The 13,039-nt window shown below is 74.0% G+C and carries 14 protein-coding genes; 7 read left to right on the top strand and 7 right to left on the bottom strand.

Going from position 1 to position 13,039, the window contains the following annotated elements:
• Window positions 1-61: 61 nt before the first annotated feature.
• Entirely contained in the window at window positions 62-1,021 is a 960-nt protein-coding gene (locus tag OHS58_RS18630; RefSeq protein WP_328649199.1) for an ArsR/SmtB family transcription factor, read from the bottom strand.
• Between the two features lie 264 nt (window positions 1,022-1,285).
• On the opposite strand from OHS58_RS18630, the gene OHS58_RS18625 reads away from it, so the two are divergent.
• The gene (locus OHS58_RS18625) at window positions 1,286-1,879 is read left to right on the top strand and encodes a hypothetical protein (RefSeq protein ID WP_328649198.1); all 594 of its coding nucleotides are present in this window, start codon (window positions 1,286-1,288) and stop codon (window positions 1,877-1,879) included.
• A gap of 79 nt (window positions 1,880-1,958) precedes the next feature.
• Complete coding sequence (locus tag OHS58_RS18620; RefSeq protein WP_326948546.1) at window positions 1,959-2,633, top strand: GntR family transcriptional regulator; 675 nt, start codon at window positions 1,959-1,961, stop codon at window positions 2,631-2,633.
• Here the strand turns inward: OHS58_RS18620 and mftR are convergent.
• Entirely contained in the window at window positions 2,619-3,248 is a 630-nt protein-coding gene (mftR, locus tag OHS58_RS18615; RefSeq protein ID WP_326948547.1) for a mycofactocin system transcriptional regulator, read from the bottom strand. The genes OHS58_RS18620 and mftR overlap by 15 nt on opposite strands.
• Before the next feature lie 106 nt (window positions 3,249-3,354).
• Here mftR and mftE point away from each other — a divergent pair, with 106 nt between their 5' ends.
• From mftE to mftD, 4 genes are all read left to right on the top strand, one after another.
• Window positions 3,355-4,059, top strand: a complete 705-nt coding sequence (gene mftE, locus OHS58_RS18610; protein WP_328649197.1) for a mycofactocin biosynthesis peptidyl-dipeptidase MftE — start codon at window positions 3,355-3,357, stop codon at window positions 4,057-4,059.
• A gap of 61 nt (window positions 4,060-4,120) precedes the next feature.
• On the top strand, window positions 4,121-4,906 hold the full coding sequence (locus tag OHS58_RS18605) for a mycofactocin-coupled SDR family oxidoreductase (RefSeq protein WP_328649196.1): 786 nt from the start codon (window positions 4,121-4,123) through the stop codon (window positions 4,904-4,906).
• Window positions 4,903-6,333, top strand: a complete 1,431-nt coding sequence (gene mftF, locus OHS58_RS18600) for a mycofactocin biosynthesis glycosyltransferase MftF (protein ID WP_328649195.1) — start codon at window positions 4,903-4,905, stop codon at window positions 6,331-6,333. Before OHS58_RS18605 ends, mftF begins: the two co-directional genes overlap by 4 nt.
• Window positions 6,330-7,505, top strand: a complete 1,176-nt coding sequence (gene mftD / locus OHS58_RS18595) for a pre-mycofactocin synthase MftD (protein WP_328649194.1) — start codon at window positions 6,330-6,332, stop codon at window positions 7,503-7,505. Before mftF ends, mftD begins: the two co-directional genes overlap by 4 nt.
• Here mftD and OHS58_RS18590 read toward each other — a convergent pair whose 3' ends face one another.
• Window positions 7,506-8,579, bottom strand: a complete 1,074-nt coding sequence (locus OHS58_RS18590) for a DUF2235 domain-containing protein (RefSeq protein WP_328649193.1) — start codon at window positions 8,577-8,579, stop codon at window positions 7,506-7,508.
• A 154-nt stretch (window positions 8,580-8,733) separates the two neighbouring features.
• On the opposite strand from OHS58_RS18590, the gene OHS58_RS18585 reads away from it, so the two are divergent.
• Window positions 8,734-9,531, top strand: coding sequence for an FkbM family methyltransferase (locus tag OHS58_RS18585; RefSeq protein WP_328649192.1), 798 nt, complete (start codon window positions 8,734-8,736; stop codon window positions 9,529-9,531).
• On the opposite strand, the gene OHS58_RS18580 is transcribed toward OHS58_RS18585, so the two are convergent.
• From OHS58_RS18580 to OHS58_RS18565, 4 genes are read right to left on the bottom strand one after another with little or no spacing between them, the layout of a single operon-like run.
• Window positions 9,528-10,016 carry a DUF3592 domain-containing protein gene (locus tag OHS58_RS18580; protein ID WP_328649191.1) on the bottom strand — a complete coding sequence of 163 codons (489 nt, stop codon included), beginning with the start codon at window positions 10,014-10,016 and terminating at the stop codon, window positions 9,528-9,530. The genes OHS58_RS18585 and OHS58_RS18580 overlap by 4 nt on opposite strands.
• Before the next feature lie 21 nt (window positions 10,017-10,037).
• Window positions 10,038-10,595: a TetR/AcrR family transcriptional regulator gene (locus tag OHS58_RS18575; RefSeq protein WP_328649190.1), complete on the bottom strand. Its 558-nt coding sequence runs from the start codon at window positions 10,593-10,595 to the stop codon at window positions 10,038-10,040.
• A 2-nt stretch (window positions 10,596-10,597) separates the two neighbouring features.
• Window positions 10,598-12,082, bottom strand: coding sequence for an MFS transporter (locus OHS58_RS18570; RefSeq protein ID WP_328649189.1), 1,485 nt, complete (start codon window positions 12,080-12,082; stop codon window positions 10,598-10,600).
• Between the two features lie 48 nt (window positions 12,083-12,130).
• Window positions 12,131-12,946, bottom strand: a complete 816-nt coding sequence (locus tag OHS58_RS18565; RefSeq protein ID WP_328649188.1) for a class I SAM-dependent methyltransferase — start codon at window positions 12,944-12,946, stop codon at window positions 12,131-12,133.
• Window positions 12,947-13,039 lie beyond the last annotated feature (93 nt).

Genomic DNA, 13,039 nt, shown 5'->3' with positions numbered 1-13,039 from the left:
CTTCGTTCTCCACCACCGCATCTTGAACGCGGGGAAACGTCGAGGGCAAGGGCCGGAAGAGTCAGCCGGCCCGGATCACGCCCAGGCCCAGCGGCGTGATCTCGTGGATCTGCGACTTGCCCGCCCGGGTGCTGGTGATCAGCCCGCTCGCCCGCAGGACCGACGCGTGCTGGCTGGCCGTGGCCAGGGCGATGTCCGTCAGCTCCGCCAGCTCGCTCGTGTTGCAGCGGGTGATCGCCACCGTCATGAGGACGCGGGCACGGGTCCGGCCGAGCAGCGCGGCCAGTGACGGGCCGGGCTCGGCGTCGCTGTCGAGGGTCGTGTGGCCGATCGAGTAGACGAGCACCGGCGGCAGCCCCGGGTCCTTGTACGTCGTCGGCATGCCGTGGGCGAAGAACGTCGGGAGCAGCCGGAGGCCGCGGCCGGCCAGGTGGAGCGTCTGGTCGACCGGGAAGCGGACGTGGAGCACCGGCGGGTTCCACGTGATGTCCGGGTGCAGCGTCGAGAGCAGCAGCTGGGGCCCGCCGCGCTCGAGGCCGGACTGCAGCCGGCGGCGGTCGCGCGCGACGGTGCGGCGGACCGCCGGCCAGTCCGGAGCGAGGCACTGGCGGTAGTAGTCGTGCAGCGCTGTGCCCAGCCGGCGCAGCTCGCGCGGTTCGCCGTCGCCGAGGCGGCGCAGCCACGGGGGGACGCGGGTGCCCTGCGCGGCGAGCTCGGCGACGTCGGCGGCCAGGACCTGCGGCGGGGTCTCGAGCATGGCGGCGATGCCGTCGCCGACCGTGCGGGCGCCGAGCGGGGTGAGGAAGTCCGGGCAGTAGCCGTACGGCGGCACGGCGGCCATGAGCAGCCGCCCGGACTCGGGGACCGCGGAGCGCGACCCCCGGCGCCACCGGCCGAAGAACGGCTCACCCTCGGGTCGCCGGATCCGGTAGCTGCTCATCAGCAGCTCCCACATCGGGTCGGCGTCCTCGGCGATGGTCAGCTTCGCCAGGTCCGCGTCCGTGAAGTGAATTTCCAACATGCCGGGCGCACCCCCTTCCCGGCGAGAATAGCGCTGGTCGGACGCGGTTTCCGCCGGGGCGCCCGGCATTCCCGCCGGACGACGTTTCGGCCGGGCGCGAAACGTTTTCGGGCCCGTTGACCCGCTCGCGCGGCGCTGGCAGGTTCTGCTCGACGGGACGTGCCCGCAGCCGGCTGGGGGAGGGCTGCGGGCACGCCCGGTGACCAGGGGCCGGCGACGCTCGAACAGGCGGTATCCGGATGCCTGCCGTGCGATCCTGGTCGCATGACGCAGCCCGGCGAACCCCCACCGGACGGCGAGGTCGATCCGGCGGCCCGCACCCAGATCTTGCTAGCCGAGTACAACGCGCTCCGGACCGAGACCGAGCGGCGAGCGACGGTCCAGTGGAACGTGTTCGCCCTCCAGCTGGCCTCCGCGGGCGCGATCTCCAGCGTGGCGATCTCGTCCGCGAACTTCGCCCTGCTGCTGCTCGTCCCGTTCGCGGCGTACCTGCTCGGCAGCCGGTACATCCTGCACGACTTCCACATCAAGCTGATCCGCCGCTACGTTCGCGAGTCGCTGGCGCAGCGGCTCGGCGGGCAGGTCCGGTGGGAGTCGTGGCGGACGTCGGCGCTGGCCGCGCCCACGACCCGCGGCTGGTTCAGCGTCACCGGCTGGAACTTCCTGCACCCGACCAGGCTGGCGTTCGAGGGGGTCGGTTTCCTCAGCCTGGCCGCCGGGCTGCTGTCCGCGGGCTACCACTGGTGGCGGACCTCGGTGCCGTGGCCGTTGACGGTCGGTTTCCTGCTGGGCTGGCTGCTCGGGCTCGCCGCCGTCCTGCTGCTCGGTCGGGCTTTCCGGCGCGCGTCGGACCTGTGAGCGGCCGGCCCGAGCCGTCGCGCACGGTTTGCCGGGCCGGCGATGTTAACTTTGGGACAAGCCTGGAGGAAGGACAGCGATGAGCGAACCCGGCCGGGTGGTGCCCGCGCGGCGGCGGGGGCTGGCCGACGAGGTCGCCGACCGGATCCGGGACGCCATCTTCGACGGCGCCTACCCGCCCGGCAGCCAGCTGCGGGAGGTGGAGCTGTCCGCCGCGCTGGGCGTCAGCCGGGGGCCGGTGCGGGAAGCCCTCCTGCGGCTCGAACGGGAGGGCCTGGCGCGCAGCGAGTGGCACCGCGGCGCGACCGTGACGGCCCTGACCGAGCCGGACGTCGCCGAGCTCGACACGCTGCGCGCGGCCCTCGAGCAGCTCGCCGTCGCGCTGGTGATCGAGCGCGCCCCGGCCGAGGGGCTGGCGGCGGTCGACGCGGCCGTCGGGCGGATGGCGCGTGCCGCGGACGAGCACGAGATGGTCCGCTGCGACATCGGCTTCCACGACGCCGTGTACGCCGCCGCCGGGCACCGGCGCCTGCTCGAAGCGTGGGAGGCGATCCGCTCGCAGGTGCACCTGTTCCTGCTGACGCGCGTCGGCGTCGAGGCCGACGGCTACCTCGCGGCGATCCCGGAGGAGCACCGGCAGCTGGCCGCCGCGCTGCGCGCCGGTGACCGCGAGGCCGCGCTGGAGCTGTTCGCCACCCACCGCCGGCACGCGTTCGACATCCTCACCGGCAAGGGCGGCTCAGCCGGCCGGTGACGGCTCGGCCGTGAGCGCCGCGTCCGCGAAGCCCGCGGTCAGCGCCCGGAGCGCCGCGTCCAGGTAGACCGTCAGGTCCGCGTCGGCCCGGGCCGACCAGCGTTCGTAGGCCGCGCGGCACGCCGCCAGCACCGCCCGGCCCACCGCCAGCGGGTACAGCGAGTCCGCGGGCTGGCCGGTCCGCGTGCCGACGTACGCGCTGACCGCGCGTTCCCAGGCGTCGTAGTGGATCGCCGCGCTCGCGGCCAGCTCGGGGACCGAGCTGAGCAGGCTCATCCGCTTGCGCAGCTCGGGGACGTCCTCGGCGCGGTAGTGGTTCGCGGCCAGCACGGCCGCGCGGACGGCGTCCATCACGGGCAGGCCGGCGGGCGCGTCGGCGAGCAGCTTCCGGATCGTCTCGACCTCGGTGTCGAACTCGTTCCACAGGACGTCGGACTTGGCGTCGTAGTACCGGAAGAACGTGCGGCGGCTGACCCCGGCGGTCGCGGCGATCTCGTCGACCGTCGTCTCGTGGAAACCCCGTTCGGTGAACAGCCGCAGGGCGATGACCTCCAGCTCACGGGCGCTGGTGCCCGGTGGGCGGCCGCGGCGGGCGGCGGGGGTCGGTTCGGTCATTCGTGTGCCGTTCCTTCGTGAGGCTTGTTTCTGACACTGGGTGACATTACTCTGCCTGATATTCGTCACAGGGTGCCGAAATCGTCCGCGTGTCACAGGAGCCACGATGACCGACCAGAACGCCCAGCTCACGGCCTTGTCCTCGCCGGACGTCGCCGAGCGCGCGGCGGCCGGGGCGATCCTGGCGGTGCCGGTCGGCGCGACCGAGCAGCATGGCCCGCACCTGCCGCTGACCACCGACACCGACATCGCCCAGGCCCTGTGCGACGGGCTCGCGGCCGCACGCCCGGACGTCCTGGTGGCGCCCGCGGTGGCCTACGGCTCCAGCGGCGAGCACGCGGGCTTCGCCGGGACGTTGTCGATCGGCCAGGAGGCGACCGAGCTGCTGCTGGTCGAGCTGGGCCGCTCGGCTTCCGAAACCTTCCGGCGGCTGCTGTTCGTCTCCGCCCACGGCGGCAACGCGGGCCCGGTCGCCCGGGCCGTCGCCCGCCTGCGGGCGGAGTCGCGCGACGTCGAGGTGTTCCAGCCCCGCTGGCCGGGCGATCCGCACGCCGGACGGCCGGAAACGGCGCTGCAGCTGGCGTTGCGGCCGAGCGGAGTGCGAATGGACCGCGCGGTCGTGGGGGACACGCGGCCGCTGGGTGAGGTCCTGCCGCTGCTGCGCGAAGGCGGTGTCCGCGCGGTGACGGCGACCGGGGTGCTGGGCGACCCGACGTCGGCGACGGCGGCGGAGGGCCGGGAGCTGCTGGCGCTGCTGACCGGAGCGTTGGTGTCCCATGTGGACGCTTGGCATCCGGCGGTGGTCGCATGACGGCGCCTGCACCCGGCGCCGGTGTCCCCTGTGGACACCCGACCCGAGGCGTGGTGGCGGCATGACCCCGCGCATCGCCCTCGTGACCGGCGCGGCGCGCGGGATCGGCGCCGCGACCGTCCTTCGGCTGGCCGAGCAGGGTTATGCCGTCCTCGCCGTCGACGTCGCCGCCGATGATCCGGCCCTTCCGTACCCGATGGGCACCGCGGCCGAGCTGGCCGCCGTCGTCGCGAAGGCGGGGGACAACGCCGCGGCCTTCGTCGCCGATGTCCGCGACCCCGGCGCCCTGGCCGCCGCCGTGGCCGAGGCCGAACGTCGCTGGGGCGGGCTCGACGTCGCGATCGCCGCCGCGGGCGTGATCGCCGGGGGAGTGCCGCTCTGGGAAGTCCCCGAGGCGCGGGAAAAGGCCGTTCTCGAGGTCAACCTGAACGGCGTCATCCACCTCGCCCGGGCCGCCGTGCCCGCGTTGCTGCGCCGGCCCGAACCGCGGGACGGCCGCTTTCTCGCCGTCGCCTCGGCCGCCGCGACCCGCGGCCTGCCGATGCTCGCGGCCTACTGCGCCGCGAAGGCCGGCGTCGCCGGGCTGATCCGCGCGCTCGGTGCCGAACTGGGCCGCAGCGGCGTCACCGCCAACGCCGTCAGCCCCGGTTCGACCGACACCCCGATCCTCGCCGAGAGCGCCCGGCTCTACGACCTGCCCGAGGCGGCCGCGTTCGCCGATCAGCAGCCCGCCGGGCGGCTCCTCGACCCGGCGGAAGTCGCCGCCGTGCTGGCGTTCCTCGCCGGGCCGGACAGCGGGGCGATGACCGGCGCGGTCGTGCCGGTGGACGGAGGCCTGGCCTTATGACGCCCTTACCGCCCGGGTTCCGCGTCGCGCTGGACCCGGACACCCGCGAACTCGCCGACGGCCTCTGGTTCGGCGGCTCCCCGGCCCGTGTGCTGCGGCTGACCGGGGCGGGCCGCAAGGCGTGGCAGGACCTCGGCGACGGCCCGGTCACCACCGCCGCCACCGGCACGCTCGCCCGGCGGCTCACCGACGCCGGTCTCGCCCATCCCGTGCCGCCGGAGCCCGCGGCGCCCGCGGACGTCACCGTCGTCGTCCCGGTCCGCGACCGCGCGGAACTGCTCGGCCGGTGCCTGGCCGGGCTCGACCAGAAGCACCCCGTGCTCGTCGTCGACGACGGTTCGGACGACCCCGCCGCCGTCGCGGCCGTGGCCGCCGCGCACGGCGCGAAGCTCGTGCGCCGCGACGTCAACGGCGGCCCGGGCGCCGCGCGCAACACCGCGCTGGACCACGTCGGCACCGAGCTGATCGCCTTCCTGGACAGCGACTGCGTCCCGGCCGACGGCTGGGCCGACCGCCTCGCGACGCACTTCGCCGACCCATTGCTCGCCGCCGTCGCCCCCCGCGTCCGCGCGCTGGCGCCCGGCACCTGGGCCGGCCGCTACACCCGCGCCGCGGGCAGCCTCGACCTCGGCGACCGCCCCGCGCGGGTCGCGCCGGGCACGCGGGTGTCGTACGTGCCGACCGCCGCGCTCGTGGTCCGCCGCAGTGCGCTGACGTCGGTCGCGGTCGACGGCGCCGTCTTCGATCCGGCGCTGCGCGTCGGCGAGGACGTCGACCTCGTCTGGCGCCTGCACGAGGCCGGCTTCCGCGTCCGCTACGCCCCGGACGTCGCCGTCGACCACCACGAACCGGAGACCTGGCGCGACCTGCTGGGCCGCCGGGCGCGCTACGGCACGTCCGCCGCGCCGCTGGCGCTGCGGCACCCGAAAGCGCTGGCGCCCTTGGCTTTGCACCCCTGGCCCGCGCTGACCGTCGGCGCGCTGCTGGCCCGCCGGCCGGCGCTCGCGGCGCTCGCGTTCGGCGGCTCGGTGGGCAGCATGGTCCGGCTCCTGCGCGCCCACGACGTCCCGGACGCCGGGGTCGTGCGCGCGATGGCCACCGCCGTCCGGCAGACCTGGCTCGGGTGTGGCCGCTACGGCACCCAGTTCGCGGCCCCGCTCCTCGCCGCGCTGCTGGTCCCCGGCGGGCGGCGGCGCTGGAGCCGCCGCGCCGCCGTCGCTTCGCTGCTGCTGGGCCCCCCGCTGACCGCGTGGGCGCAGCGGCGGCCGGAGCTCGATCCCGTCCGCTACACCGCGGCCGCGATCGCCGACGACATCGCGTACGGCGCCGGCGTCTGGGCCGGCTGCCTGGCGCAGCGCACCACGGTGCCGGTCCGCCCGGCCGTCGTGCGGCGCCCGCTCGAGATCGACCCGAAGGGAACACGATGACCTGGTTCGAGTCCGTCGCCGAAGCCCAGCGACGCGCGAAGAAGCGTCTCCCCGGTTCCGTCTACTCCGCCCTGATCGCCGGTTCCGAAAGGGGCCTGACGCTGGCCGACAACCTCGGCGCATTCGACGAGCTGCGGTTCGCGCCGCGCACCGCCGGGCACTACGGCGAGCGCGACCTGAGCACGCACGTGCTCGGCCGCGACGTCGCGCTGCCGGTGCTGATCTCCCCGACCGGGGTGCAGGCGGTGCACCCGGACGGCGAAGTGGCCGTGGCCCGCGCCGCCGCCGCGCGCGGGACGTCGATCGGCCTCAGCTCGTTCGGCAGCAAGCCGATCGAAGAGGTCGTCGCGGCCAACCCGAACACGTACTTCCAGGTCTACTGGACCGGCACCCGCGAGGACATCCTGCGCCGTCTCGAGCGCGCCCGCGCGGCCGGGGCCGTCGGCATCATCCTGACCCTGGACTGGTCGTTCTCGCACAGCCGCGACTGGGGCAGCCCGCACATCCCGGAACGGCTCACCTTCCGCGAGCTGCTGCGCTTCGCGCCGGAAGGCCTGACGCACCCGCGGTGGCTGCTCGACTACGTGCGCACCCGCGCGCTGCCGGACCTCGGCGTGCCGAACATGGCCCAGCCGGGCGAGCCGTCGCCGACGTTCTTCGGCGCGTACGGCCAGTGGATGCAGACGCCGCCGCCGTCGTGGGAGGACGTCGCCTGGCTGCGCTCGCAGTGGGACGGCCCGTTCCTGCTCAAGGGCGTCATCCGGGTCGACGAGGCCCGCCGCGCGGTGGACGCGGGCGTCAGCGCGATCTCGGTGTCCAACCACGGCGGCAACAACCTCGACGGCACCCCGGCGACGATCCGCGCGCTCCCGGCGATCGCCGAGGCGGTCGGCGACCGGGTGGAAATCCTGCTGGACGGCGGAATCCGCCGCGGCAGCGACGTCGTGAAGGCCCTGGCCCTCGGCGCTCGCGCGGTGCTGATCGGCCGCGCGTACCTGTGGGGCCTGGCCGCGGACGGCCAAGCGGGCGTCGAGAACGTCCTCGACGTGCTGCGGGGCGGCATCGACTCGACGCTGCTGGCGCTGGGCAAGCGGAGCGTGCACGACCTCAGCCGGTCGGACGTGCTGGTGCCCACGGGGTTCGAGGCCGACCTCGGCGTCGCCGTCGGCTGATCAGCCGACGTCGGTCTCGGGGACTGCCTTGGCGAGTTCGTCGAACCCCGGCGGGCAGTACGCGGCGCCGGCGTCGTGCCGCCGGACCGCGCTCGACGCGACGGACATGGCGACGGCTTCGCGGAGGTCGAGGCGAAGCCGCGCCAGAGGCCGCTGCAGGCGGTAGATCCCTTTGCGTGACTCGTGGATCTCGCCGAGGGGGTTCGCGTGCACCGCGGGGAGGTTCTCGACGCCCCACCCGGCTTCGGTCGTGAACGCGCCGTTCCGCAGGCCCAGGCCGTGCTCCGCCGCGCGGCCCGCCAGCCACCGGAGGGCGACGTCCGCCAGGGACGAGTCCGGGTAGCCGCCGCCGACGTCGCTGTGCACCCCGGAGAACCAGACCTGCTCGACCACCTGGTCGCCGGCGTCGTCGTGCCGCGTCCACAGGGCCGGCCGGAAGGCCTTGCGCCGCTCGTCGATCGCGACGGCGTGCATCGCGACGTCGACCCGGCTGCTCAGCTCGGTGTCGTGGAAGGCGAACCGCCGGTTGATCCGGTCCATCAGGAACTTCGGCCCGATCGTGGGGATCCCGAGCGCGCCCACCGTGTCCCAGACGCCGATGAACCGGATCCGGGTGTCTTCGTGGCTGTAGGACCGCCGGAACAGCTCCGACTCGATGTCCCGCGGCTTGATCGACCGCGCGCGGTACAGCGCGTACGCGTCGTCGAGCCGCTCGACGGCGGCCGGCTTGAGCACTCCGGCGTTCCGGATCAGCCCGGCGACGCTGCGCGCGGTGTAGGCGCCGCGGCTGAAGCCGAACAGGAAGATCTCGTCGTCCGGCTCGTAGTTATCCACGACGAACCGGTACGCGCGGAGCACGTCGTGGGCCACGCCGACCCCGAACGCGCCGCCGCGCAACCGCGCCCGGCCGTAGGACCCGACACCGCGGTGGTAGTACAGGCGCTGGGGAACGCCGTCGAACTCGCCGGCGACGGCCAAGGCCAGCTTCGTGACGTTCGTGGGGGACGGCGTTCCGCCGGAAGTCTGGTCCGGTGTGTTCCACGTGCCGTCGCAGCAGATCACGAGACGTTTCATGGCACCCCTCTCCGGAGCTTCCCCCAACGGGTCGCAGGAGCGAAGGCCTGGTTACGCGGAATCGGACACGTCACCCGGATGGCGTAGCCGTGGCCGGCCGTTCCCGACGTCCGGGTCTGGACCACCGGCCCCCGGGACTGGTAATCCTTCGCGGATGACGATGGACGCGATCGCCCTGCACAGCATCAACCCGTGGGAAGTGTCGTTCCTGCGCGAAGAGGTGGCCGGCTACTTCGCCCACGGCATCGAGTTCGCACCCGGCGCCACGGTCCTCGACGTCGGCGCGAACGTCGGCGTCTTCTCGGCGGCCGTCTACGAGCGCCTGGACGGCGACGTGCGGATCTTCGCCTTCGAGCCGTTGCCGCCGCTCTACGAGACGCTGGAGCGCAACGCCCGCGAGTTCTTCGGCGGCCGGCTGACCGCGCTGCCGTTCGGGTTATCCTCGACGGAGGATGAACTCGACTTCAGCTACTTCCCGGCCGCGACGATCTTCTCGTCTTCCTTGCGGGACGCGGGAAACGTCGAAGCCGAGCGCAAGCGCGTCACGGCCAGCATCGTCGAGATGATCCGCCGGGGCGGCCTGGGTGCCACGGCCCGTCGCGTCCCGGCGCCGGTGCTGCGGGGAATCGTCGGCCGCAAGCTCCGGGTCATGCGGGAACTGGAGACGCACCGCGTCCGCGTCCGGCCGCTGTCGCCGGTACTGGACGAGCAGGCCATCGACCGCATCGACCTGCTGAAGGTGGACGTCGAGGGCGCGGAGCTGGACGTGTTGCACGGCATCGAGGACCGGCATTGGCCGTTGGTCCGGCAGGCGGTGGTGGAGGTCGAAGGCTGGCGGCGCAACCGGGACACGATCCGGGAGGTGTTCGCGGGCAAGGGTTTCACGGTCAGCGCGGAGCAGGACCCGGTGCAGGAAGCCGCGGACATCGGCATGGTGTTCGCGGTTCGCTAGCCGCGCCGCCGCCGGCGGAGGAGCGCGAAGGTCACGATCGACGACGCCGCCAGCACCGCGGACAGGGCGGCCAGGAAGATCGTGGCGCCGGTGAAGGCCAGGGGGTCCCGGACGTCCCAGAGCGTGGCGTCCGGGCGTTCGGGGTCGTAGCCGACGCGGAGCCGGTCGCCGGTCTTCAGGCCCGGGTCGCGCGGGAAGTCCTTGAGCCGGGCGGTGATCTCCCGGCCGTCCGCGGTGGTGAACCGGACGTCGACGTTGTAGCTGGACTTCGTCGGCACGACCGCCGTGACCGTGGCCGGCGCTTCCTGGCCCGACGCCCGCAGCCGGCTCTCGGTCCGCTGCACGGCGACGGCCCCGAGTGCGACGGCGACGGCGAGCACGAGCCCGGGGACGAGGACCCACCCGGCGGCCCGGCGTGGCCGGGCCGGGGCGGGTTCGCGACGTCGTCGCACCCAGGCGACGGGGACCGGCTCGGGTTCGCTCATGTGTCCAGTATGGACGAAGGATCACGGTTCGCGGGTCAGGTCCAGCAGTTGCCGTTCCAGCCGCCGGGCGGCGGGCACGTCGATGCCGACGCCCCACAGCGGCGCCGTGCTCGCGCCGTCCGCCGCCGCGACGACCAGGGTCACCACGTCGGGCGGCAGGCCGTCCGCGTGCAGGTCCCCGTCCCACCGCTCGGCGTCCGCGCGGGCCAGCTCGGCGACCTCGGGCATCGAGATCAGCTGGGCGATCAGCGCGATGTTCTCCCGGATCGCGACCTCGTCCTGGGACGTGTCCAGCGACGCCCGGACGTACGCGCGGGTCAGCCGGCCCGGCGCGGTGTCCGCCGGGTCCAGCGCGGCGGACACCTCCGCCCGGAACGCGTCGAGGAGGTCCTGGGCGAGTGCGCGCACCAGGGCGTCCTTGGCCGGGAAGTGGTACAGCAGCCCGCCTTTCGACACCCCCGCCTGCCGGGCGATGTCGTCCAGCGACGCGGAGACCCCACGGGCGCGGATCGTCCTCCCGGCCGCGTCGAGCAGGGCCCGGCGCGTTTCTTCGGGGCTGCGCCCGGCTTTGCGAGGCATCGTCAGTCCTTTCCGGACGGGATCGTACGCCAGGCGATCAGCGCGGCGACGGCGGTGACGAGGGCCGCCGCGACCGACGTCACCTGCATGGCGCCGGTGAACGCCTGCCGGGCGCTCTCGGCCACCGGTGACGCCGGATCGAGCACGGTCACCGCGGCCGCCAGCGACTCCCGGACCTCGGGCGCCACCGCCGGCGGCAGCAGGCCGCGGTAGACGAGCGTCACGAGCGAGCCGAGGAGCGCGATGCCCAGCGCCGCACCCAGTTCGTACGCGGTTTCGGAGATCGCCGACGCCGAGCCCGCCTTGTCCCGCGGGACGGCCGACAGCACCGAGTCCACGGTGAGCGTCAGCGCCAGCCCGACGCCGAGCCCGACCGGCACCAGCGTCAGGCCCAGCCAGATGTACTGCGGCGCCTGCTCGGTGACGGCGACCAGCAGCAGCCCCACGGCCGTGACGGCCAGGCTGACGGCGACCGCGCGGCCCCGGCCGAGCCGCGTGACGACCACGCCGACGGCGGCCACGACCACGATCGAGGCCAGCGTCGCGGGCATCTCCGCGAGCCCGGCCTGCAGCGGGCTGAACCCGCGGACCAGCTGCAGGTACTGCGAGAAGAAGAACAGCAGGCCCATCAGCGCGAAGACCGCGACGAAGTTCGCCACCACCGCGCCGCTGAAGGCGCCGTTGCGGAACAGCGTCACGTCGATCAGCGGGTCGGCCACCCGGCGCTGGCGGCGCACGAACAGGACACCCGAGACCAGCCCGATCACGGCCGTCAGCACGACCTGCGCGTCGACGCCGGAACCGATGGCGTGCTTGACCGCGTAGACCAGCGGCACGATCGCGGCCATCGACAACGCGGCCGAGAGCAGGTCGAAGCGGCCCGGGTTCGGGTCACGCGACTCCGGCAGCAGCCACGCGCCGGCGATGAGGAAGACGACGACGATCGGCACGTTGATCAGGAACACCGAGCCCCACCAGTAGTGCTCCAGCAGCACGCCGCCGACGAGCGGGCCGAGCGCGATGCCACCACCGGAGCCCGCCGACCAGATCGCGATGGCGCGGGTGCGCTCGCGGGCGTCGGTGAACAGGGTGCGGATGATCGACAGCGTCGACGGCATGATCGTCGCCGCCGCGATCCCGAGCAGCAGCCGCGCGGCGACGAGCACGCCCGCGGTGGGGGAGAAGGCGGCCAGCGTGGACGCCACTCCGAACGCCGCGGTGCCGATGAGCAGCACCTTCTTGCGGCCGAACCGGTCGGCGAGGTTGCCCGCGGTGACGAGCAGGCCGGCCAGCGCGAGCGAGTAGACGTCGCCGATCCAGAGGATCTCGGTGGCGCTGGGGGAGAGCTCACGGGTCAGGGAGGGCACGGCGAGGTAGAGCACCGTGCCGTCGACGGCGAGCAGCAGCACGGCGCCGACCAGCACGCTCAGCGCGGCCCAGCGGCGGCGGTGGCTCAACGGTGCGGAGGTGGGCGCGTACGTGGTCATGCCAGTTACTGTACCGGCTGGACGGTACAGTGAGCCAGGTCAGACCGGTCACACCACGCCGGGCTTGGACAGGAAGAAGTACGCGTAGTGCCGGTCGAGCGCGTTGTGCGGCACCAGCTGGACGGTCTCGGGCTTGAGCCCGCACCGCTCGGCGAGCTCCCAGAACGCCGCGATCGGGTAGGTCGTCATCTCGGCGAGCCCCGAGCGGTAGTTCCGCCGCCGCGGCCGGGTCCGCCAGCTGCCCGGGTCGTACTTGATCTGGATCAGCGCCAGGCCGCCGGGCGCGAGCAGCCGGGCCGCGATGCGCAGCAGGCGCTCGCCGTACTCGGGCGTGGGGATCAGCTCGAAGACGTAGAAGCTCAGGAAGACGTCGCACGGCTCGGTGATCTGCCGCAGCGCCGCCTCCGGCTCGTCGACGTCGATCGAGACCGGCGTGAACGGCGTCGCGCACGCGTCGGCGACCTCGCGCTCGCACTCCTTCAGCGTCTCGCCGGAGATGTCGACGCCGATGTAGTGCTCGGCGCGCGGGGCGAACGCGACGGCGTTGGCGCCGCCACCGCAGCCCCAGTCGACGATCCGGTCCCACGACCGGGTGAAGCCGGTCATCCGGGCGCCGCGCTCGAACAGCTCCAGGTGGTCGCGGCCGATCGCCGACCAGAGGTCGTTCTCCTGGAAGACCAGGGCGTCGCGCCAGTGGGAGTTCGCGCGCCACCGGTCGCCGGCGGGCTGGTGCCAGTAGTCCTGGGCGTCGGCCGCGATCCGGCGCTGCGACTGCGTGGCGCCGAGGGTCGCCAGGGACCGGTGGACGAGTTCTTCGGTGTGCCGGGCGAGTCGTTTCGCCTGGTCAAGTGGGGTCGTGCGCATGATCGAGTCTGCGTCGCGGCGGCGGCCGCCGTGATCGGCCGGACGGCCTGATCATTCCGGGCCGGATGGCCCTACCGCGGCGCGCGGCGCGGG

The organism is Amycolatopsis sp. NBC_00348 (genome assembly GCF_036114655.1).
Lineage (GTDB): Bacteria > Actinomycetota > Actinomycetes > Mycobacteriales > Pseudonocardiaceae > Amycolatopsis.
This window is presented reverse-complemented; position numbering and strand designations above follow the sequence as displayed.

What these genes read in the sequence shown, in the direction of transcription:
- OHS58_RS18585 (WP_328649192.1), top strand. Translation starts at nt 8,734, where the DNA reads ATGACGATGGACGCGATCGCCCTGCACAGCATCAACCCGTGGGAAGTG.
- OHS58_RS18620 (WP_326948546.1), top strand. Translation starts at nt 1,959, where the DNA reads ATGAGCGAACCCGGCCGGGTGGTGCCCGCGCGGCGGCGGGGGCTGGCC.
- OHS58_RS18575 (WP_328649190.1), bottom strand. Translation starts at nt 10,595, where the DNA reads ATGCCTCGCAAAGCCGGGCGCAGCCCCGAAGAAACGCGCCGGGCCCTG.
- OHS58_RS18565 (WP_328649188.1), bottom strand. Translation starts at nt 12,946, where the DNA reads ATGCGCACGACCCCACTTGACCAGGCGAAACGACTCGCCCGGCACACC.
- OHS58_RS18605 (WP_328649196.1), top strand. Translation starts at nt 4,121, where the DNA reads ATGACCCCGCGCATCGCCCTCGTGACCGGCGCGGCGCGCGGGATCGGC.
- OHS58_RS18580 (WP_328649191.1), bottom strand. Translation starts at nt 10,016, where the DNA reads ATGAGCGAACCCGAGCCGGTCCCCGTCGCCTGGGTGCGACGACGTCGC.
- mftF (WP_328649195.1), top strand. Translation starts at nt 4,903, where the DNA reads ATGACGCCCTTACCGCCCGGGTTCCGCGTCGCGCTGGACCCGGACACC.
- OHS58_RS18570 (WP_328649189.1), bottom strand. Translation starts at nt 12,082, where the DNA reads ATGACCACGTACGCGCCCACCTCCGCACCGTTGAGCCACCGCCGCCGC.
- mftE (WP_328649197.1), top strand. Translation starts at nt 3,355, where the DNA reads ATGACCGACCAGAACGCCCAGCTCACGGCCTTGTCCTCGCCGGACGTC.
- mftD (WP_328649194.1), top strand. Translation starts at nt 6,330, where the DNA reads ATGACCTGGTTCGAGTCCGTCGCCGAAGCCCAGCGACGCGCGAAGAAG.
- mftR (WP_326948547.1), bottom strand. Translation starts at nt 3,248, where the DNA reads ATGACCGAACCGACCCCCGCCGCCCGCCGCGGCCGCCCACCGGGCACC.
- OHS58_RS18590 (WP_328649193.1), bottom strand. Translation starts at nt 8,579, where the DNA reads ATGAAACGTCTCGTGATCTGCTGCGACGGCACGTGGAACACACCGGAC.
- OHS58_RS18630 (WP_328649199.1), bottom strand. Translation starts at nt 1,021, where the DNA reads ATGTTGGAAATTCACTTCACGGACGCGGACCTGGCGAAGCTGACCATC.
- OHS58_RS18625 (WP_328649198.1), top strand. Translation starts at nt 1,286, where the DNA reads ATGACGCAGCCCGGCGAACCCCCACCGGACGGCGAGGTCGATCCGGCG.